The sequence below is a fragment of the Spirochaetota bacterium genome (assembly GCA_004297825.1).
GTDB lineage: Bacteria > Spirochaetota > UBA4802 > UBA4802 > UBA5368 > FW300-bin19.
This window is the reverse complement of record SCSX01000015.1, coordinates 32,881-54,139: the sequence shown is the minus strand read 5'-3', so window position 1 is coordinate 54,139 and position 21,259 is coordinate 32,881. Positions and strand designations below refer to the sequence as shown.

Below are 21,259 nucleotides of genomic sequence, written 5' to 3'. Positions count from 1 at the left end.
ACGACGGGAAATGTCCCCAATGCGCGATGACGACCTCGACAAGATACTCACCGATTTTGATGATACCGCGGAATTCAAGCAGGCGCGCAAGGAGGACCTGCGCGTCAAGCAGGAAATGGCCCGCAAGGCGGATTCGATCGTCGAGCATGGACCAGACGGGGACCTGACCGACGACGAATTCATTCGTAAGCTCAGGGGGATGGAGCTTCCGCGGGACATCCTTATATTTCAAAAGGGCCTGCTCGATGGACTGCATGAGCACACCATGTGCGCCCAGCAGCTCATTAAAAAATATTCCGAATTCGATCACGCGGAAACCTCCCACGCGATTTTGCAGAAATACAGGTTCGAGTTCCAGAAGCATGCCGAGACCGTCATGCAGATTTACGACGAGTACTACCCGGTACTTTCCATGGATTCGCTTGAGCGGAAGGCCAGGAGGGACTACGACAAGTATTTCGACGACTTCGAAGAAGCGAACAAGCTCGCGTTTCTCACCATAAAGGAGCTCTTTCTTCGCACCAGGGAATTCAACAGCAAGGTACGCAGGGAGTGGAACGACATCCTCAAGGGCCTCAGGGAACTGGGTTCCTCAAAGGAGGGCGCGTCGATTCAGGAGGACCTGCAGCCGGTTGTGGAGATCGGCAGCGGACTTTGCATGAAAACCGACGTGCTGCTCGGAAGGATCGCGACGGTTCTCGGGATATCCGAGCGTGACCTTGATGTGCTTGAAAAGGACATCAACAATAAAATTCACTTTAGAAAAGCCTTCCCCTATGCATACGAGGCGCTGTTTAATATCGACGCCGCCCTGAGACTCCAGACGGCCGGACACTCCACCGACGACATCCTCGATCCCGATTTCGTGGACAAGTCTGCATTTCCCTTTGGAAACGAATCCCGGGATTCAAAGTACGTAAAGGTGCCGCCCGCGACTGTAGCGGCTCTGAAAAAACATCAGGCAAAACCGCAGGAATCCATCGAGGAGATAACCTTCACGCTTCGCGGAAAGAGCAGCTGGAACACGCGCGAACCCTACCTTTTAAAGATAGATTATGACAAGCTGCAGAAGGATTACCAGGATCTTTCCACCGTCTTTTATTTCCTCAACCGTCCGGAAACCACGACGGACCTTGACGCGGCGGTAAAAAGGAGCCTGGTCAAATACCTGAGCGATCCGTCCAAGACCGCGCTGGAAGAATATGAAGAATTCCTTCACCGGGTGATCGTGTCAAACCTTGACATGACCTGCAATTTCTTCGGGGTAAAGGAAGAATCGCGCGCGATCTTCTCCTACCACCTGGGACCGCTCACGATTTACCGGCAGCTCGTCTTCGCGTTCCAGAACGACAAGTACGGACAATGCTGCCGATATCTGCCCGGCAACCGCGTCGTGCGCTTCCTGCCGCTCGAATATTTGAAAGAGGTGGTCCTCACCTGGTACGAAGAGAATATCAACAACCGGGACCTGGAGTTCGACAAGATCCAGGTGTACGACGAGCTGAGAAGAACCGTCGCGCGCAAGTACAGCGCGGAGGTGGACAAGTATACCCGCCTGCTCGATGAAACCATCTTGCGGCAAAACCTCGAGGCAAATCCGCAATTCAACCGGAACGACTATTTTAAAAGCAAGCATACACAGTGGTTCGGCATATCGAACATCCAGGTTTACAACCGCTTCGTCGATAAAACCGTTTTTAAATAAATCTTTCGAAAACCCCGGCAAACGGACATAGTCAATGCAGCAGATGAAAGTAAAAAAATATTCCGGCGATGATGAGCTTTCCGCGCGCATGAAGGAAGCGGGGATTTCCATCTCCCTGGACGTTGTAAAGGCTTCGATACTGGGGCGACAGGCGTCGTCCATTGACCGCATTATCGGCGATCTGATGAACGACGTTGTCGGCGCGACGGGTTCCCCATCGCGTGCCGGCGGCTTCCGCGATGAAATCGAGGCGCTCTGGTACCGGCTTTACGGCTCGTCCGCCTTCGCGGTTTCGCCGCACATGCAGATCGGGGATCCCGGGGCCGATCGGGAGACGCTCATTGAATTCGTGGGCCGGCAGGTGCTCGCGGGGGAGTATTTCCTGAGGCAGGCCGATTTCGGAAGGATCCAGGACTTCTTCGGGGACGAACGCTTCGCGAAGATATACGCGATATTCGAAAACAACCTCGCGCTCCTGCGGGAAATGCATAAAAGCATGCTAAATTGGGGGGAGAAGGATTTCCAGGACACGAAATCGCTGGTGGAAAGACTCAACCGGTTCACCAGGATACTATGGGATACCATGGTGACCCTCAAGGAATCGGTCAAGGCGAAAAAACACGAACGAGGCAAGAACAAGACCGTTATACGGAACATAGAGGCGCAGACGGGACAGGAAGTCCGGAGAAACGACCAGTGTCCGTGCGGCAGCAATAAAAAGTACAAGCATTGCTGCGGGTTGCTCTGATTTGGGCGATCGCTAGGAGAGAATGGCGAGAAGGCGGCTGGTTCGCATTCCCCGGAATAACGCATGACGCCGGATACCATCGAGAACATCCGGTGATTCATCGCCGTCAACGGCGGAGGATACCAGTTTCCCGGCCTCGGCGCGCGCGGCCACGATGAGCTCGTAATCTTTTACCGGGTCTGCAAATTCAAACCCCGTAAACCTTCCGTGCTGCCGCGCCCCGAAAAATTCCCCGGACCCCCTGAGACGCAGGTCCTCCTCCGCGATGCTGAATCCGTCATTGTTCGTAGCGAGCGCGTTTATTCTCGTGATGCCGTCGCCATCCGTCGAATCGGGATAGAGCAGCACGCAAAACGCCTGGTGGGCACCGCGCCCGACCCGGCCCCTCAGTTGGTGGAGCTGGGCAAGCCCGAAACGCTCTGCGTGAAATATGACGATCACGTTCGCGTTCGGAACGTCTATGCCGACCTCAATTACCGTCGTGGACACCAGGAGAGCGATTTTCCCCGATTTGAAGTCGCCCATGATCGCCTCCTTGGCGGTCGCGGGCATCCTGCCATGGAGGAGTCCGATGGTACGGTCCGGAAAGAATTCAGCTTTCAGCGATTCATAGGCCCCGGTCGCCGATTTAAGATCGAGCTTTTCGGATTCCTCGACCAACGGGAAAATGAAAAAAGCCTGGCGACCTTCCGCAAGATATTTCTCGACGGATTTGTACACCCCCTTTATGCGTGATTCCGGCAACGCGAGCGTTTTCACCGGCATGCGGTCCCGGGGAAGCTCCCGCAGCACGGATACGTCCAGGTCGCCGTAAAGCGTGAGGGTGAGGGATCGCGGTATGGGGGTGGCCGTCATCACGAGCACATCGCAGCGCGCCCCTTTTTCGCGGAGCTTCGCGCGTTGTTCGACACCGAACCGGTGCTGCTCGTCGATGACGATAAGACCCAGGTTGCTGAAAAGCACCTTTTCCTGGATGAGGGCATGCGTTCCGATAATAATGTCGGTGTTGCCCGTTTCCAGCTCCGCGGATACGGCCGACTTATTTTTTTGCTCCAGCCCGCCGGTGAGAAGCGAAATCTTCATGCCCCCCGGGCACAGCTTTGTGAAATTCGCATAGTGCTGCGATGCGAGAATTTCCGTGGGCGCCATAACCGCGACCTGTGCGCCCCGCGATACCGCAAGGATGGCGGCGGCCATCGATACGACGGTCTTGCCTGTGCCAACGTCGCCCTGGAGGAGCCGGTTCATCGGGTAGGGCTTTTGCATGTCCCCGGCTATTTCTAAAATCGCCTTCTGCTGATCTCCGGTGGGCGTGAAGGGGAGTCGGGCCATGAACGACGCGAGAACCTCTCCGTTCACGGCTCGCGCACTGTTTCCGCCCTGCCTCTGTAAACGCTTCCGGAGAAGCTGTAGGTAGTACTGAAAGATAAGGAGCTCGTTATACGAGAGCCGCCTCCGGGCGTCCTCCGCCTGGGAGATAGTTTCGGGGAAATGAACCGCGAGCAGCGCTTCCCTGAGTCCCATTAGATTCATCCGGGACCGAGTAGCGCCGTCCAGGGGATCGTTCACGGAATCGAGATGAGAATCGATCGCGCGCCTGATGATGCGCCGGAAGCCCCTGGAATCGAAACCGGCGCCCTTGAGCTCCTCCGTGGAGGGATACAGGGGGATTACCCGTCCCGTGTTGATGGATTGTATGCGGGAATCGGCCTCGAAGAAATCATAATCCGGGTGAACGATCTGCTTCGTGCGGAAAAATTCGACTTTGCCCGAAAACAGGACCTCTTCGCCCTCGACGAATATCTTTTTGAAATAGGTGATCCCGCGGAAAAATACCCCTGCCAGGACGTCCGTGCCGTCGTCAATGAGCACCTGGAGGTATTTCCGCGACCGCCCGGCCTGTATCACGCCGACAATTTTTCCCGAGATAGTAACGGTTTCGTTTACAAAACAATCACGAATTGCCTTGAAGGCCGAACGGTCAAGGTACCGGCGCGGCCCGTAGTACAACAGGTCTTCGACCGTTTCAATGCCGGCTTCCCGGGAAAGGACCCCGGCCTTCGCGGGGCCTACTCCTTTTACCGATTGGATAGGATCCGAAAGCACCTACTCCTCTTCGGCCAGATACCAGACGGAATTGGGTATCTGGACATACTTGTTGTCCTTAGTGTAAAAAAAGGTATAGGTGAGGCTGTGCTCGTCCTTGCCCGACGTGATCTTCGCGACATTGGTCCAGCGCTTGATTATCTTTCCATCGAGACCGAACACCGTAATAGTGAGATTCTGGCCGGTTATGTTCTCGAGCTTTCGCTGAAAGATGTTCTTCTGCTCGTAGGTGAAGAAATACTTGAAATAAAGGTAGCCGCCGAATATCAGCGCGAGTCCTGCGACTACGCCTATTATTTTTATCCTGGTACTCATGGTTCCTCCGGATGGTTCTAGATGGTATGACAGGACCGGGAAATCGGGAAATTTTCAATAATAATTTAATTTGAAATAGTGCCCGCCGGCAAAATGAAAATGTAACTTGACGGGGCGCAAAATTTCATACCAGATCGTCCACATGAACCAAATCCCTGAAATAAGACCTGCTGGCGGATCGGCATCGTGAAGAAAAAACGCTTTTTCAAGATAGTTTTCTTGTTTTTCCTGATCGTAACATCGGGCACCCTCGTGCGATGCGGTGAAAAACCCGAGGCGGAAAAGGAGCCGAATGACTCGTTTTTCACCGCTACCCCGCTCGCCGAAGGCCGCGCCATGCAGGGATTCCTTGCTTCGGCTACAGACAGGGACTATTATACCTTCCGGGTCGATGAGCCCGCAGTCATCGATATCGAGCTCTCTGCAATAAAGGGCGTGAACCATGCCTTCCAGGTATGGCGGCAATTCAAAGGGCAGGAGCTTCTCAAGCATATCGACGATTCACGCAAGTCTTCACCGGAACGATTCTGCAACCTGTACTGCGCGCCGGGCACCTATTTCATCCTGGTCATGCACGGCGACAGGGACACGCCGACAGGCAATTCCGAGAATCCGTACCTGCTTAAATACAAATCGCGCCGATACAGCCGCGAGGAGGCGGAGCCCAATGATGCGATTTCAACGGCGACGCGCGTCGAGGAAAACAAGGAGATAAAAGGATATTTTTCGCCGGCCTTCAATCGCATGAACGATAAAGGGGACGCCCCCATGCGCGAGGAGGATTGGTACGAATTCCGGGTGTCCCTGGATGATTTTCGAGCGAAGCTTGTGACAATTAACCTGACCGGCGTTCCGGGGGTTAATGCGACGCTGTCGCTTTACGACGCAAAAAAAGAGCTGGTCGCCCATTCGGATTCAACGGGGTCGGGAGAGGGGGAAAGCCTGCGTGACATCGGGATCTCATCGGAAGACAGGTATTACATCATGGTCGCATCTAAAAGCTTCGAATCGAACCACGATTCACCCTACAAGCTTTCCCTGACGACAAACGAGTACGATGAAGGCTCCGAGCTTGAGCCCAATAATGACATCGCGCGCTCAACGGCGCTGGCCGACGGTGATATCCATGCTAAGATATTCCCGGAGGGGGATATCGATTTTTTCAGGCACACTGCCGGGAAAGGCCGGTCGTTCTACTCGATCACGGCCGCGCCCCCGGAATCGCTTGACCTGGTCATGACGATAATCGGAAAAAACAGGCAGAAGATTTTCGAGATTGACAACGGTGGTCCGGGTGAAAGTGAAACATTCCCCAATGCGCTTCTGGAACCCGAATTCTACGTCATGGTATCCGCCAAGCGCGGACAGTTCGACAAGGGCGATTCGTACGTCCTTTCCGCAAAAAATTACGCCTTCTCCGACAATTACGAGATCGAACCGAATGACTCGCGGGACAAGGCAAACAGGGTCGTAAGGAAAATTATCCGTGGCTACATCTCGAAAAAGCATGATCTCGATTATTACCTGCTTGAATATTCCAAAAGAGTAAAAATCACCCTGGAGATCGACGGCGTACCCGGTGCCGAGATGAAGATCAGCGTCACCGACCCGGCAGGATACGAAATTCGATCGGAAGAGCTTTCGGGCGACCGGAGCATCCAGGTCACCGAGATGATAGACGGCAGGGGGTACCTGATAATAGAAGCCCTGCGGGAAAATTATGAGCGTCCCTACCAGGTCCGGATACGGGAGGAATAGCAGTTAAAGCGGCCGAACCTAGATGGAGCTGGACTCGGCCTTGTTCCTGTTCGAAACCTTGGATACGCGGGAGGCTTCTTTCGAATAGTATTCCTTCACCACGTCGAAGGCGGTATCGTATTCATGCCGCGCGTTCCAAAGGAGATAGCCCCTGACCTCGGAATCGTGCACGCCGCGAATCTGTTCCTCGATGTATTTTTCGAAGGTAAGCTTGGAAAGGTCGTGCTTGTATTTGAATGCCTGGATGTAGGTCACGATATCCGCGTTCTTGACGCGCTCCCGGGCCCGTTTCGAGGTAATGAATACGGTCTGGTAGGGGTTCGACATGAGGTCCATGCTCCAGGTGTAGTGCGAGGGATAGGCCATGGGGCAGATAACGTCCACCACCTTGTCGAACACCTCCATGTTCTGTCCGATCTCGTCCTGCTTGTTGAGCGGAATACGGCCGAAGATGTCCGCGGCGATCTTCACATCGTACTTTTCAAGGCTTTTCTTCGCGCGCGCGAGGAAGCCCTGGATGAAATCGTATTTCTGCTGGAGGGTGAGCTGGCGCAATACCCCGAAATCGTTGAAGCGGATGTAATCGAACTGGATTTCCTTGAAGCCGTTCTTGCATGCGTTTTCTGCGAGGGCGATTTTATCCTGGATGGCTGCTTCAGGGACGGGGAAACTCTTCAGCCCGTCGGGAAAAACGACGACCCGCGCGATCGGGTGAAACCCGTTTTTAACGAGATATTCGATGTTTTCGGCGGGAACCATGCATTCCGAGAACCGGGAATTCTGGACGTCAAGTACCACGGTATTGAGGCCGGCCGCTTTCGCCTTTTCGATGAAGGGCTCGAGCTTTTTCATGTTCGCCCCGGCCTCGGTGGTGAGGTAAAAGCCCTTGTAGAACCGGGGAAACTTGTAGCCTTTCCTGTCCCCCTGGTCGGCGCTTTCCAGGCGGAGCCCGTTAGCTCCGGCTTCCCGGCCTTCGCTCCATATGGTATCGGTCACTTTGAAAACGATAAGCGCAAACACGATCAACGCAGGGAGACCAAACCACATGAACTTTTTCATGACCACTCCGGAATTTATCATTTACTTTTATAATAATCGTCCTGCAATTGAATAACTTCAATAAAATAACCCCGCAAAACGCCGCACGGCGGGCTAAAATCAATAAATACGGAAGGAGCGACTATCGGACGAATTTATGTCATATTTGTTGCCGCATAAAGCCCCTCGCGTCAATAAAAATTTAATAGTGAAAACAGGCACTTATTGGTTGCAGGTAGTACAATTCTATATATCTTATCGTGAGCGAGGTTGTAATGTCCATACTCGAAACAATTGACCGCGATCTCAAGGATTCCCTCCGCGCGAAGGAAGAAGTAAAGCTGGGGACGCTCAGGATGCTCAAGTCCGATATCATGTATGAAAAAACCAGGGGGACGGAGGATCTGAGCGACGAAAAGGTGATCGAAGTGCTCATGCGCTCCGCGAAGAAGCGGAAAGAGGCCATACATGAGTACACCAAGGCCGGCAGAAAAGACCTCGCCGACAAGGAAGCCGCCGAGCTGGTCATTATCGAGCTTTACCTGCCCACACAAATGAGCGAACAGGAGCTCTCCCAGGCGATAGATGCCAAATTGAAAGCCCTTGGTGAGGTCAGCAAAAAGGACTTCGGGAAGGTAATGAGCACGCTCATGAAAGACCTGAAGGGACAGGCGGACGGGGCCATGGTAAAAAAACTCCTTTCCCAGAAGATGGAGAGCCTCTGACGTTAACGGCTTCCCGGGGATCCTCTCCCGGCAGGTTGCTATTCCCGTCGTATCGGAGTCCAGGTGCCCATTAAACGCGAAACAATCGACCTTATCCGGGAAAGGGCGCAAATCCAGGATATCGTGAAGCGCTACGTGCCGACCCTGCAAAAAAAGGGCCGGAACTTCCTGGGCCTGTGCCCCTTTCACAAGGAAAAAACGCCCTCATTCACGGTTTCCCCCGATAAGCAGATATTCTACTGCTTCGGCTGCCAGACCGGGGGGAATGTCTTCACGTTCATTCAGAAGATGGAGCGGCTCGATTTCCCGGAAAGCGTGCGTCACCTGGGCGACATCCTGGGCATCCGGATAGAGGAAGAGGTATCGGCGCGCGCGGAATCGGGCGATATCGAGCGCGAGAAAAAGATCAACCGGATCGCCCTGAAGCACTTTCGGGAGATATTGAAATCGGACGCCGGAAGCCTCGCGCGCGAATACCTTGAGCGCCGCGGCCTCACGCCGCAGAGCATGGAGGATTTCTCCCTGGGCTACGTTCCGGACGAATGGGACTCGCTGTATCGGCGCCTGACCGCCATGAAGGCCCCCCTGGAACTTGCGGAGAAACTGGGCCTCTTGTCTTCCAAGGAAAAAGAGGGCAGGGTCCGCGTGTACGACAGGTTCCGCAACCGCATAATGTTTCCCATCTTCAACCACAAGGGGGAGGTGATCGCGTTCGGGGGCAGGGTCACGGACCAGGGGGAGCCCAAGTACCTGAATTCACCGGAATCCGAGCTCTTCCATAAGGGGAGCGTCCTGTACGGATTCGAACGGGCCCAGGAGAGCATTCGCTCCCTGAACAGGGCAATCGTGGTGGAGGGATACCTTGACGTCATAGGCTGCCACCAGGCCGGGATCACCAACGTCGTGGCCCCCCTGGGCACCGCGCTCACGCAGGGGCACGTGCGCTTCATGTCGCGGTACTGCCACGAGATCATCATGCTCTTCGACGCGGATTCGGCGGGCATAAAGGCGTCGCTGCGGTCCCTGGATGTCGCCCGGGAACAGAACGTCGAGGTGCGCGTGGCCGAGCTGCAAAGCGACGATCCCTTCGATTTCGTCATTAAAAAGGGCCCCCGCGAGCTCATGGCGGTCATCGATACCGCCCGAATGCCGGTCGATTTCCTCCTGGAAAGGGCGATTATCGCCGGACAGGGGAAGGGACGCATGGAGCTTCTGCTGAGCCTGTTCGATATACTCAAAGGCGTCGAATTCGAGAGCGAACGAAGCGGCTATTTCCACACCCTGGCGGAACGGCTCAAGATAAGGGAAGATGCGCTGCGCGCCGATTATAAAAAATTCACCGCGAAGGCGCTTCGGCCCGAAAATTCCGCGCTGCTCAAGACCGACCGGCAGGCCGGGACGCCCGCCGCCGATTATCTTACGCGCTCCCACAGGGAGATGGTGCTCCTGCTCTGCCGGCATCCCGAGCTCATAAACCAGGCCATAATCGACTTCTCGCCCGGTGATATCCCGGACCCCATCGCGCGGGAGATATACCGCAGGCTGGCCGAATTATTCGAGGCGGAGGAAAGTATTTCAATTGACAGGATCATCGATTATTTCACAGATGGGGAGGTAAAACTTTTTCTGGAAAAACACCTCTTTGTAGAGTATAATTTACAGAATCCCGGTGCCGCGTATACCGAGATATATATAAACGTGAAGCTGTATCAAATCGATCAGAAGATCGACAGATATGTGAACCTGATCAAAGCCGGCGATCCCGCGCGAGTCGACAGCAAGGAATACCTGACCGAACTTGAAATACTGCGCAGAGAGAAGGAAAAACTCTCTCATTATGTCTATAATAAATCCGTTTGAACCGCACTGTACGAGGGGCCATGAGCAAGAGCGAACTGATTCTCGAGAAGATCCCGGAAGTGAAGAAGCTGATCACCATGGGCAAGTCCAACGGCGAGATCACCTATGACGAGATCAACGACATTTTACCCGACAAATTGCTCAATTCCGACAAGATTGACGATATTTTCATCCTCCTGAACCAGCTGGGCATCGAGGTGGTCGAAGAATCCACCAGGAAGCTCGCGCCCGCGCCCGTGAAGAAGAAGTCCTCGACGGCTTCCAAGAAATCCTCGGGCTCCGCTTCGGAAGACTCTTCGTATATCGACGATCCCATTCGCCTCTACCTTAAGGAAATCGGGAAGGTATCGCTTCTGTCCGGCGACCAGGAGGTCGACCTTGCAAAGCGGATCGAGGAGGGCGAGCTCCTCATAGAGGACGCGGTGATACACTCGTCCCTGCTCATCAACGACCTCATCAAGAATTTCCCAAAAGTCAGGAGCGGGAAGATCAAGCTCATGGACGTGCTGCGCATCAACCGGCTTTACTATTTTTCGTCCGTCGACATGAAACAGCTCGAGAAGAAGTACGGCGAGAAGATGTCGGCGATCATAGGCGAGGACAAGAAGATCGTCCAGGTCCAGAACAAGATGAAGAAGCTCGACGCGGAGTCCAAGAAGTACGCCGAGTTCAAGGAAAAGATCGACGGGTCCATGAAGATCATCGTCGATTCGGTGCGCGACCTGGAAATCAACGAAAACGAGATCAGCAAGCTCGCGAACAAGATCCAGTCCATGGTGGCCCGGATCAAGGACACCCTCGACTTTTTCTCGTCCATAGAGCGCAAATACCGGAAGGATCTTAAAGACCTGAAGCATTATGCGCGCAAGGTCGAGAAGGGCGAGGACGTCAAGAAGATCGTCGCCGAATTCAAGATGAAGAATAAGGACGAGCTCGTGGAGCTTGTCAAGGATATACGCAACAACGAGCGGAAGATCAGGCGCATCGAGCAGGAGGCCGGGGCATCGGCCGACGATATTCTTAGATGGGGAAAGCAGATCGACCAGGGACAGCGGAAGATCCATGTCGCGAAAAAAGAGCTTATCAACGCCAACCTCCGCCTCGTGGTCTCTATAGCCAAGAAATACGCGAACCGCGGCATGCACTTTTTCGACCTTATCCAGGAAGGCAATATCGGTCTCATAAAAGCCGTGGACAAGTTCGAATACCGGAAGGGGTACAAGTTCTCCACGTACGCCACCTGGTGGATACGGCAGGCCATCACGCGCGCGATTTCCGACCAGGCGCGCACCATCCGCGTTCCCGTGCACATGATCGAGCAGATCAACAAGGTGATGCGCGAAACAAGGCTCTTCCAGCAGGAGTTCGGGCGTGAGCCCACCGCCGAAGAGCTTGCCGACAGGCTGGGCTGGCCGGTGAGCAAGGTCAAGGGCGTGAAGAACGTCGCGCGCGAACCCATCTCCCTGGAAACGCCGGTGGGCGAGGAAGAGGATTCGCTGCTAGGCGATTTCATCGAGGACAAGGAAGTCGATTCGCCCGCGAACACGGCGGCGTACCGGCTTTTGTCCGAGCAGATTCACACGGTATTGAATACCCTGCCCGCACGGGAGCAGAAGGTCATCCGGATGAGGTTTGGCCTGGACGACGGATACTCGCACACGCTCGAAGAGGTGGGCTACGTCTTCAAGGTCACCCGCGAAAGGATACGCCAGATCGAGGCGAAGGCGCTGCGGCGGCTGCGGCACCCCACCAGGGCGCGCAAGCTTAAGGATTACCTGGATTACATGTAGAACACGAAAGGGCGGGAGCGATCCCGCCCTTCTTCAATATCAGCTCCCCGTATTAATACTTGCAAAAATCGTCCTTGCCGTTACCCTCGCTCCATGGAAGATTTCAGGAAGTACCAGGAAGAAGCAGTCTCCGTGCTCGGGGCGGGCTCCTGGGGTACGACTATCGCCATGGTCATTGCCGAGGCGAACCCCCATCTTTCGGTCAAGCTCTGGGCCTACGAAAAGCAGGTCGTCCGTTCGATCTCATCGGCGGGCGTCAACGCGATGTACCTGCCGGGGGTCAGACTGCCGCACAACGTGATGGCTACGGGCAACATCAGGGACTGTGTTTTCGGATGCAAAAATATAATACTGGCGGTTCCCTCGAAGGCGATCTCTGAAACCTGCGCACGGATATCCAAAATCGTGGACCCGGACGCGCGCTTCGGCTATATCTCGAAGGGCTTCTGCAAGGTCCAGGGGCGGGTGCTCACGATTTCGGAAACCATTGAAAATGCCATACCCCAGGTCCGCGGGCGCATCGTCGCCATTTCCGGGCCCAGCCATGCGGAGGAGGTATCCAGGAAATTTCACACCTGCCTTTCCGTCGCCTCCGAATCGGCCGAGGCGCGGGATACCTTCATGGGCCTGCTGGAGTGCCCGTACCTTCACTGCCGGGGAAGCGCCGACGTGAAGGGGGTGGAACTGGGCGGCACGCTGAAAAACCCGGCAGCCATCGCGGCCGGGATGATTTCGGCGCTTCCCGCGTGCGGCGACAACCTGGCGGGAGCGCTCATCGCCGAATCGCTCAAGGAGATCATACGGATCGGGAGAATCATGGGGGCGCAGGAAGAGACCCTGCTCGACATCTCGGGGCTGGGCGACCTGGTGACCACCGCCCTGAGCGCGCACAGCAGGAACCGGAGATTCGGGTATGAAATCGCGCAGAGGATAATGACGAAGGGGAACACGCTGGGATTATTCGACCGGCTGATGCTGCGGCTTCGTCCCGGCTCGGTGCTTGCAAAAATGGGAGAGAAGCTCGATTACCTGGCGGAGGGGGCCTACGCGATCGAGCCGCTCATCGAGATCGCGGCCGCGCACGGTATCGCGCTTCCGGTGTATCGGTCCCTGTACGAGATACTTCTCAACAAGAAGGAACCGTCCCTCCTTATCGAGACGATCAAGGACCCGCGCAGGTTCGAGGAGATTTACCTGTCCACGAAAATCCAGGTCAAGGAGCGCAAAAGGGGGCTGGAGCACACGAGCGGCATCCATTTCAGGGAAATGATCCTTTCCTCGTTCGAGGAGCGGTATCGGCGCAGCGAGCCCCTCCGTGCCGAAATAGCGCGCTTCGTCGATTCGCTTATCACCCCGGGTGAGGACGGCGTTCCCCGCTCCGGCTACGCGCGCGACGCGTCGGCGGGAGAGTTCGCGCTTCTTCAAGACGCGCGAAAATCCGCGGCGGCGGCGCGCACGCTGTGCGATCGATACCTCGCCGGTATCGTCGACAATTATTCCCCGCTGGTCAGGCTCGCATTCGCGGGGCTGGTTCAGGCGGGCGCGCTGCTGGGAATCGGGAAATCCGCAGGAAACCGGAAGATTCTGTGCACGCCGACCGACTACCTGCGGAAAGAGGGCACGCCGCTTTTCATTATCGCGGGTGCCGGATTGGCCGATCCCCTCTCTGCTGCCGTCGCGCTGGGCAATGAATGGAATACGATGCCGAGATTTCCCGTGTACCTTGATGCGGCAGGGGGCTTCCTGAAAAAAGCGCTCATTCACCGGTCGGGGGGATACACCATCGACCGGTCCAGGCTCGTGAATCCCCTCTACCGGGAGCTGTTGTACGCGTATGCCGGGGTCATGCTCGTGAACGGGGTGTCCATGGTCGTGCCCGCGGGCGAAGACGCGCCGGTGGGCGATCAATTCGCCAGGGGGCTCATCGCGGCCGTGGGAGAAATGGCGCGCAACGCGTCGGCGCGGGTATGCATCGTGCCGGTTCATATCCGGCAGGGGTACGGACTCATGCTGGAATGCGGCAGGATTCAACAGGCCTTCGAGATGACCGGCACTCCGGCGGACGATGCACTCGCCGGTCTGGTCCTTTCCGATCTTGGAGTTTCACAGGAGTAGGCCGTCGAGTTGAGAGAGGGCTTCCCGGACGCGGCCATGGCCCGCAGGGGGCATATTACTGCGCGGAGGCCGCGTGTTCGTCGACGAACCGGGCCAGGTGCTCCCAGAAAGCGATCCTGTCGGGCATGGATCGCACGGGTATCTCGATATACTCGTAGGGGATCGAGACGCCCTTGTACCGGAATTCGACGGGCCCTCTTCCGGGCTTGCGCGACAAGTCCGGCTCCTCGGGAAGAAGGGCGATATATTCCCTGACGGAAAGCGGAAAAACCTTCCCGCCCCGGACCGCGTGCCCGGTGATGTCGCGCACGATCTGTTCGGATATTTCCAGGATGATGGGAATGCCCAGGTGGCTGAATATCCTGTCAATAAGCCCGAAGTAGAAACATCGCGCCGTCACGACACCGCCGCCCCGTAGCGCCGAATCCATGAAGTCGTGAATCTCGTCCCTGCCGGGCTTCCGGCAATCGAAATGCATCGCGCCCGTCTCGACTCTCACCTCTTCGAGAATTTTGCGCACGAGCCCTGAATAGCCCAGGAACCGGTTGAATCCGAAATATTTCGAGGAGGTCACCGCAGTGAAGATTACGGGCGTGCCCCCCGCCGTGAAGGGTTCCGAACAGTGCACGGCGTGCGGAAACCGGGCGGCGTCGCCCGGCGCGAGCGTGCAGGCGATTCCCTTCTGCAGTTCGACGGAATGCATGGGGATGCGCTCTTTCACCGCGGACGCGATGGCGGCGTCGCCGCTGAAGAAAAGGAATTCCGGTTTATCCTCGATCAGCCTCAGGGCGCCCGAGAGAAGGGAAAAATTCGTTATGTTATGGTCGTAGCACAGGGATTTAAAGACCGACGAGCCCGCGTGATCCGGGGTCCTCACGCCCAGCGATCGGTACCGGTCCCTGAGCTCCCTGTAGCGCTCGCGGGCCTGGCCCAGGGGAAGCGACCCGTGCGCAAAATCACGCATTGCGCCCGATATGGAAATGAGCAGTTCCTTTTCCCGGTCTTTCATTTTTATGGAGTGGTGCGCTTCAAAGGCAACGGATGATTCCGCATGTCCCCATCCATTCAAGACCAGTGCTTCGATAATTTCAACGATATTTCTCGGGCCGTGCGGAAAAGCCGGAAGCTTCCGGTGAACAGCAGCACATCGTCCCTTGCCAGGCATTCATGCAGGGATCGGTCCAATTCATCATTCGAGCCGACGAAGCGCCACGGCGCTCCGGTCGCGGAAACGAGTCCCGGATCGAGCTGTGCCGCCTTCAATCCGCGGGGATCGTCCGACTCGAAATAGAAAACCAGGTGGGCCCTGGAGGCGATCATTCTCGCCATGCGGATGTGGTCCTTGTCGCGCATCACGGAAAATACGACGATAAGCCGTGAATTTCGGGTTCTTTTCCCCAGCGCATCCAGTACCTCCCGCATGGCCGCGGGATTGTGGGCCGGATCGAACAGGATCCGCGGTGAATCGTTGAGGCGGGCCATCCGCCCGGGAATTGAAAGTCCGGCCAGGCCGGCGCGTATCGCTTCCTCCGTCACGGGAAGAGCGCATGACCCGGCAAGAAACGCGGCATGAATGGCGAGCGCCGCGTTCTTCGCCTGGAAGTCGCCGGTCGCGGCGACGGGTACGTCGTGCAGCGTGCAGGCTGTACCGGAATAATCAAGACGGATATGGGCTGGCGCCGATTCGCCGGTCGTGCGCACGTGGAAATCCCTTCCTAAAAGATGCAGAGGGGCGCCGAGCTCCCTGCTCCGCTGCGCGAGAACCCGCACGACCGATGCGCGGGAATTGGAGCTGACAACCGGAACGCCCGCCTTGATTATGCCCGCCTTCTCCTTCGCAATGCCCGGTAAAGAATTTCCCAGGACGGCGGTATGGTCGAGCGATATGTCGGTAATTATCGACACGCAGGGTGCGATGACATTGGTCGAATCGAGCCTCCCCCCGAGACCGGTTTCGACGATCGCGATGTCGATTTTCTCGCGGCTGAAATGGCGGAAACAAATCGCGGTGAGCGCGTCGAAATACGTGGGCGCGGCCCCCGGGCCCACAAACGCATCGAGGATCTCCGCGATGCGAAGGTCGAGCGCCTCGTCCGAAATCTGCATCCCGTTGATGACTATCCGCTCGTTGATCCGCTCGAGGTGGGGCGAGGTATACAGCCCGGTCCGGCAGCCCGCGGCGCTGAATATGGCGTGCAGCATGTGGCACACGGATCCCTTCCCGTTGGTGCCCGCGACATGGATGGACTTGAAGTCCCGGTGCGGATTGCCCACGCGATCGAGAACCGTGCGGATCGCGTCCTGGCTGTACTCGCCTTGAGCAAAGCCGCCCGAACGCTCGAAGCTGGCAAGGGCCGATAAGCGATCGACAGGGCTGGCCACGGTGCGCCTATTCAGGGACCGCGTGCGGCATGGCGTCGATGATTGTTGCGCGCATGATTTCAACGGGGGCGCTCATCCCGGTCCACAGCTCGAACTGGAGCACGCCCTGGTAGAGGAGCATATCGGTGCCCTGGACGATCGTGCATCCCGCGTCGCGGGCCTCCCTGAGGAGCCTAGTCATGGGAGGGGCGTACACGATATCCATTACCAGGTGCGCCGATGCCAGCAGCGAGGCGTCGATCGGGGTGTCGTGGGTATCGGACCCCATTCCCACGGGGGTGGTATTGACGATGGCGTCGATATCTTTCATTAAAGCGCGGTCCAGCGAATTCAGGGTGCGGTGCGCGACGCCGGGATACGACGCCGCGAGCTCCGCGGAGAGGGCCGCGATCCTTGATTCGTTGCGCCCCGCGACGAGCACGCGCGCGCCCGCGGCGAGAAGCGTGAACGCGACGGCGCGCGCCGATCCCCCGTTGCCGACGACCAGCACGGATTTGTCGCGCGCAGAAAATCCGGCCCGCTCAAGGGCAGTGAGCGCGCCCCTGCCGTCCGTGTTCGCGCCATGAAGGCTGCCGTTCCTGTTCACGACGGTGTTGACGCTGCCGATGCGCGCCGCGAGCTCGTCCACGGAATCGAGAAGGGGGAGCACCGGGGTCTTGTAGGGAATCGTTACGCTTGCGCCGTGAATGGGAAGCGCCCGCATCGCCGCGAGCGCATCCTTGATGGACGACGGCTCGAAGGCGAGGTACACCGCGTCCATGCCGAGCGCGGAAAACGCCGCGTTGTGCATGCGCGGGGAAAGGGAATGGCGGACCGGATTGCCGAATATGCAATAGAGCCTCGTGAGGGCCCCTGGAATTTTCACGTTTCAACCTTCCTGATGAAGCGCTTCGTATGGCGGTCGATATACTCGGTGGTAAACGAGGTGCGCTCCACGACGATGAAAAACCCGCGCTCGTCGACGGCAAAGCCGTTATGGTAGTCTTCCACGAGAAGCGCCTCGTTCGGATCGAGCTCGACGACGCGCTCGCGCGCGCCGTCATAGAGCACCATGCCCATTCGTCCGCCGGCGCAGATAAAAAGCTCCGGGCAGGAATGCTTTTCGAGCGTCTCGACCGCACCGGGGCCGGCGAATTCGGGCCGGTAAATTCCCGTGCGCCAGCTGCCCTGGTCGGAGAATTTGACCTCCCAGCGCGCGCGGGGAAGAATGTTTATAATTTCGTCGCTCAATGGGGCCCTCCGTGTCTCGATTCATAAAACCGGGGACCCGTCTACGCAAGTATTTTTTATCGGACCCCCGGGGACGATTATCATTGACTTAATCGGGGCTCGTCGATACATCTGGGTGCATCGGAACCCTTAATGAATCAAGTCGGAAAAATCCCCCTATTTGTCAATCCGCTTTCCAGGATAAACAAGCTCCGGAAGGGGAAATCCATTCGCGAGTTTCGGGAAGCGGGGCAGGGGCTGGTAGAGGTGATCGCGCCGTGTTCTTTCGACGAACTCGACGATGCGGTCGCGCGCTGCAGGAGGGAGGGGATTTCCATTCTCGCAATTTCCGGCGGGGACGGCAGCATCCACCAGGTACTCACACGGTTTATCCGCGAATACGGCTCCGACCCGCTGCCCCCGGTGCTCCTGTTGAAAGACGGGACCATGAACAACATATCCCGGACGATCAATCTCAAGGGGAGCGGCTTGAGCATCCTGAAACGCTACCTGGCGCGCGTCAGGCGGGGCGACGCGATCGGCACGGTTCCCCGGAACACGCTCAGGATCGAGGACCGCTACTGCTTCCTGTTCGGGAACGGCCTGGTCACGAATGTGCTGGACGCGGTGTATGACGGGGGCAGCAAGGGATTGCTCAAACGCATCAGGGTATTTGCCCGCGCCATCTGGGAGTGCGCCTCCGATACCGGCACCCCGCGCCTGTTCAAGAGGTTTCACGGCCGCGTCGCACTGGATGGAAGTTACCTTCCCTGCGAGGATTTTATCGGCGTGCTTGCGGGAACGGTGGAGACCGTGGGCATGGGATTCTCCCCGCTCGCCCCGCGGCACCCGGGTGAGAGAAGCTTTCATGTGATCGCCACGGCGCTGAGCCCCCGGGAGGTCCTGCGTTATTTTATCCGGCTAAAGCGCGGCAAGCCCATTCCCAGCCCCAGGCATTTCTACCGGCATGTGAGCTCCCTGCGCATGGAGTCGCCGGAAGGGATCACCTACACGATGGACGGCGACCTCTACCACGCGTCCGGGCACGTGGAGGTCGATATCGGGCCCGTCGTAAACCTCGTGTACGTCTAGAATTCCCGCCGCCTATTCCGTCCTGACCACCGACAGCATCTCGGAGATGCGGCGCGAGTGCGTCGTCAGGGTGTCCACCACGCTCATGAATTTCTTGATGCTTTCCATGGTCTTGTCGACCGCGGCGTTCATCTGGTCTATCGCCGACATGACCTCTTTCGTGGTGCTCATCTGCTCGTCGGCGGCGACCGCGTTCGTGTTGGAAAGCTCGGTGAGCTGTTTCACCTCCCTGAATACGGCGTCTGTCTCCTCGACGAACGACTTCGAATGGAACGCGATGCGCACGATGATGTCCGAGGTGGTCTTGACCGAATCGGTCATCGCCTTCATGCTTCCCGAGATGTCCAGAATCTTGACGATGCCTTCCTGCACGCGCTTCCCGCTTTCCTTGATGAGGTTTTCGATGTCGCGCGCGCCCGTGTTGGTGCGGTCAGCGAGCTTGCCCACCTCGTCGGCCACGACGGCGAATCCCCGGCCCGCGTCGCCCGCGCGCGCGGCCTCGATGGATGCGTTCAGGGAAAGCAGGTTTATCTGGTCGGAAATATCGCGGATCACCGCGAGGGTCTCGCCGACCTTTTTCGAGCTTTCGCCGATAGCCTTTATTTCGTCCACCGTGGTGCCTATTTCTCCCTCGATCCGGGCCACGTTGCTGTAGGTCTTCTCGGCGATCAATTCCGCTTCTTCCGTGTTCCGGGAGATGCTCTGCATCGAATTCACGAAACCGGAGATGGACTTGAACACACTATGCGTCTTCTCATACTGGTCCTTCACGTTGCCCGAGATCATCTCGATCGACGACATTATCTCCTCGACCGAGGCCGAGAACTCCTCGATGGTGCTGGCGTGGGACTGGGCGTCGTCCGATATGCTGCGGCTTGTCGAATCGACCGTGGTCGCGATCTCGCTCAGGTCGCTGGAGGCTGTTTTAAGGTTCACGGTGATGTCCCTGAAAATGCTTTTCATCCTCTGGAGCGCATCCACCATGTCCCCGATCTCGTCGCCGAACTGGTACCGGGCGCTGAAATCTACCGCCCTCATGTCACCGTTGGACATGTGGTTGAGCTGCCGCGATACTTCCGCCAGCGGCCTGAACTTGACGGTTGCAGAGTAGAGCGAGTAAAATACGAGCGCGAGGACCGCACACCAGCCGAAGACCACCATGATGGTGGCGATCACGCTCAGGTCCTTGAAGAAGCTGTTGGAAAGCTCCCCGCTCATCACATAAAGCCCCGTGTCCGGGATCTTCATGAAAAATGAATAGTATACGTTGCGGCCGTAATAGATGCCGGCCATGCCCTCGCCGCCGCCGATGAGCGCGCGCACGTTCGGTTCGAACCGGTTGGTAATCATCCAGTTCTTCTCGAGGTCGTTCAGCGCGTTCTTTCCAAGGATGTCCGGGAAGCTGGAACCGGTAATCGTGCCGGCCCGGTCCAGGATAAAATGAAAATCCTGATTCAGGAGCTTTTTCGAGCGCAGCTGTTCGAGAATGTACCTATCCCGCTCGGGGCCGGGCTTCGCGGGCGCTTTTTCGAGAATGGTTTCCAGGGAGAGCCTGAACGAGAGCATGTTTCTCTCCATTCCCGCGGGTTCGTAGATGTTCCTTATCGATACATAGGTGAATATCGAGGCCACGATGAGCAGCACCATGACCATGTTCATGACGGGGAGCATCAGCTTGTGCTTAAGCTGCACGCGTTTGAATTTCGCGCCGGCGTCGTGCATCAGACGCGCAAGACGGGGAGCGGCGAACAGGTGCATCACGTTCCCCCCCGCGATACCAACCCCCGCCGTGCAGAAGGCGATGATGGCGACGCTGCCCATCGCGGGCGGCGTCTTGCGCATGAATTGAATGGCCGTGTAAAGGACGGGGGAGCTCGTCGCCAGGATAACGGTTGTTATATAGAGCTTTCGCGTGTAGGTATCGATACGCCTGCGAAGCTTGGGATCATCCCGGATCGCCTCGACTGTGCCGAAGAAAAGTGTGCGCATCCTCACAAGGCTTACCAGGTTGACGATGAAGTAAATCAGGGTCGAGGGTACAAGGATGAACGCCACGGCGACGACCACGGTCCTCAATTTTGCCATCTCCGTAATGGCGATGGTCATGGATCCCAGGCACACCCCGACGATTATCTGTATAAGGGTGAGTACCAGCAGGAATTTCAAAAATGTGCGAAGTCCGCGCAGGCCGCCCCGGGGGGATTTTTCTTTATTCATATCTACGATCTCCATAGTATGTTCGATTGATTGTCGTACAACGAGTTAAATTGTAAACAATTAATTATGCCCGGTTGGGTTAAGAAGGATCGGACGAGACCGTGCAGCCCGGAAAATGGTATTTACTATTGCTTAAAATTTGGATATACTATAAATACTGTTGCGTAGTAGCGCGTTCCGCGCTCGAATCAACCATTAA

The 21,259-nt window shown here is 56.9% G+C and carries 16 protein-coding genes; 8 read left to right on the top strand and 8 right to left on the bottom strand.

The features are described 5' to 3' along the window. The first annotated feature begins 19 nt into the window (after window positions 1–19). Entirely contained in the window at window positions 20–1,705 is a 1,686-nt protein-coding gene (locus tag EPN93_02785) for a hypothetical protein (GenBank protein ID TAL39017.1), read from the top strand. 301 nt (window positions 1,706–2,006) lie between these two features. Then, complete coding sequence (locus EPN93_02780) at window positions 2,007–2,453, top strand: hypothetical protein (protein ID TAL39126.1); 447 nt, start codon at window positions 2,007–2,009, stop codon at window positions 2,451–2,453. A gap of 12 nt (window positions 2,454–2,465) precedes the next feature. Here EPN93_02780 and recG read toward each other — a convergent pair whose 3' ends face one another. Further along, entirely contained in the window at window positions 2,466–4,559 is a 2,094-nt protein-coding gene (recG, locus tag EPN93_02775) for an ATP-dependent DNA helicase RecG (protein TAL39016.1), read from the bottom strand. Further along, window positions 4,560–4,874, bottom strand: a complete 315-nt coding sequence (locus tag EPN93_02770) for a hypothetical protein (GenBank protein TAL39015.1) — start codon at window positions 4,872–4,874, stop codon at window positions 4,560–4,562. It lies immediately after the preceding gene. Window positions 4,875–5,060: 186 nt separating this feature from the next. On the opposite strand from EPN93_02770, the gene EPN93_02765 reads away from it, so the two are divergent. Further along, window positions 5,061–6,632, top strand: a complete 1,572-nt coding sequence (locus EPN93_02765) for a hypothetical protein (GenBank protein ID TAL39014.1) — start codon at window positions 5,061–5,063, stop codon at window positions 6,630–6,632. 18 nt (window positions 6,633–6,650) lie between these two features. Here the strand turns inward: EPN93_02765 and EPN93_02760 are convergent, their stop codons facing one another. Then, window positions 6,651–7,712, bottom strand: a complete 1,062-nt coding sequence (locus tag EPN93_02760) for a hypothetical protein (GenBank protein ID TAL39013.1) — start codon at window positions 7,710–7,712, stop codon at window positions 6,651–6,653. A 218-nt stretch (window positions 7,713–7,930) separates the two neighbouring features. On the opposite strand from EPN93_02760, the gene EPN93_02755 reads away from it, so the two are divergent. The 4 genes from EPN93_02755 (at window position 7,931) to EPN93_02740 (ending at window position 14,160) form a co-directional block, all read left to right on the top strand. Then, entirely contained in the window at window positions 7,931–8,395 is a 465-nt protein-coding gene (locus tag EPN93_02755; protein TAL39012.1) for a GatB/YqeY domain-containing protein, read from the top strand. A gap of 51 nt (window positions 8,396–8,446) precedes the next feature. Further along, a complete protein-coding gene (locus tag EPN93_02750; protein ID TAL39011.1) occupies window positions 8,447–10,255 on the top strand; it encodes a DNA primase in 1,809 nt (602 codons plus the stop codon). 20 nt (window positions 10,256–10,275) lie between these two features. Further along, window positions 10,276–12,045 (top strand): RNA polymerase sigma factor RpoD, encoded by a 1,770-nt coding sequence (gene rpoD / locus EPN93_02745; GenBank protein TAL39010.1) that lies wholly within the window; start codon window positions 10,276–10,278, stop codon window positions 12,043–12,045. Between the two features lie 93 nt (window positions 12,046–12,138). Beyond that, the gene (locus EPN93_02740) at window positions 12,139–14,160 is read left to right on the top strand and encodes an NAD(P)H-dependent glycerol-3-phosphate dehydrogenase (GenBank protein TAL39009.1); all 2,022 of its coding nucleotides are present in this window, start codon (window positions 12,139–12,141) and stop codon (window positions 14,158–14,160) included. A 55-nt stretch (window positions 14,161–14,215) separates the two neighbouring features. Here the strand turns inward: EPN93_02740 and EPN93_02735 are convergent, their stop codons facing one another. The 4 genes from EPN93_02735 to EPN93_02720 are packed head-to-tail and all read right to left on the bottom strand — an operon-like array spanning window position 14,216 to window position 17,772. Further along, window positions 14,216–15,169: a hypothetical protein gene (locus EPN93_02735; GenBank protein TAL39008.1), complete on the bottom strand. Its 954-nt coding sequence runs from the start codon at window positions 15,167–15,169 to the stop codon at window positions 14,216–14,218. Between the two features lie 56 nt (window positions 15,170–15,225). Beyond that, window positions 15,226–16,605: a bifunctional folylpolyglutamate synthase/dihydrofolate synthase gene (locus EPN93_02730; GenBank protein TAL39007.1), complete on the bottom strand. Its 1,380-nt coding sequence runs from the start codon at window positions 16,603–16,605 to the stop codon at window positions 15,226–15,228. After that, complete coding sequence (locus tag EPN93_02725) at window positions 16,550–17,401, bottom strand: shikimate dehydrogenase (GenBank protein ID TAL39125.1); 852 nt, start codon at window positions 17,399–17,401, stop codon at window positions 16,550–16,552. Before EPN93_02725 ends, EPN93_02730 begins: the two co-directional genes overlap by 56 nt. Window positions 17,402–17,403: 2 nt before the next feature. Continuing rightward, on the bottom strand, window positions 17,404–17,772 hold the full coding sequence (locus EPN93_02720) for a hypothetical protein (protein ID TAL39006.1): 369 nt from the start codon (window positions 17,770–17,772) through the stop codon (window positions 17,404–17,406). Window positions 17,773–17,904: 132 nt separating this feature from the next. Between EPN93_02720 and EPN93_02715 the strand changes: the two genes are divergently transcribed. Then, window positions 17,905–18,843 carry a hypothetical protein gene (locus EPN93_02715; GenBank protein ID TAL39005.1) on the top strand — a complete coding sequence of 313 codons (939 nt, stop codon included), beginning with the start codon at window positions 17,905–17,907 and terminating at the stop codon, window positions 18,841–18,843. A 12-nt stretch (window positions 18,844–18,855) separates the two neighbouring features. On the opposite strand, the gene EPN93_02710 is transcribed toward EPN93_02715, so the two are convergent. Further along, the gene (locus EPN93_02710) at window positions 18,856–21,075 is read right to left on the bottom strand and encodes a methyl-accepting chemotaxis protein (protein ID TAL39004.1); all 2,220 of its coding nucleotides are present in this window, start codon (window positions 21,073–21,075) and stop codon (window positions 18,856–18,858) included. Window positions 21,076–21,259 lie beyond the last annotated feature (184 nt).

What these genes read in the sequence shown, in the direction of transcription:
- EPN93_02785 (TAL39017.1), top strand. Translation starts at nt 20, where the DNA reads ATGCGCGATGACGACCTCGACAAGATACTCACCGATTTTGATGATACC.
- EPN93_02780 (TAL39126.1), top strand. Translation starts at nt 2,007, where the DNA reads ATGCAGATCGGGGATCCCGGGGCCGATCGGGAGACGCTCATTGAATTC.
- EPN93_02770 (TAL39015.1), bottom strand. Translation starts at nt 4,874, where the DNA reads ATGAGTACCAGGATAAAAATAATAGGCGTAGTCGCAGGACTCGCGCTG.
- EPN93_02760 (TAL39013.1), bottom strand. Translation starts at nt 7,712, where the DNA reads ATGATAAATTCCGGAGTGGTCATGAAAAAGTTCATGTGGTTTGGTCTC.
- rpoD (TAL39010.1), top strand. Translation starts at nt 10,276, where the DNA reads ATGAGCAAGAGCGAACTGATTCTCGAGAAGATCCCGGAAGTGAAGAAG.
- EPN93_02740 (TAL39009.1), top strand. Translation starts at nt 12,139, where the DNA reads ATGGAAGATTTCAGGAAGTACCAGGAAGAAGCAGTCTCCGTGCTCGGG.
- EPN93_02735 (TAL39008.1), bottom strand. Translation starts at nt 15,169, where the DNA reads ATGAAAGACCGGGAAAAGGAACTGCTCATTTCCATATCGGGCGCAATG.
- EPN93_02715 (TAL39005.1), top strand. Translation starts at nt 17,905, where the DNA reads ATGAATCAAGTCGGAAAAATCCCCCTATTTGTCAATCCGCTTTCCAGG.
- EPN93_02710 (TAL39004.1), bottom strand. Translation starts at nt 21,075, where the DNA reads ATGGAGATCGTAGATATGAATAAAGAAAAATCCCCCCGGGGCGGCCTG.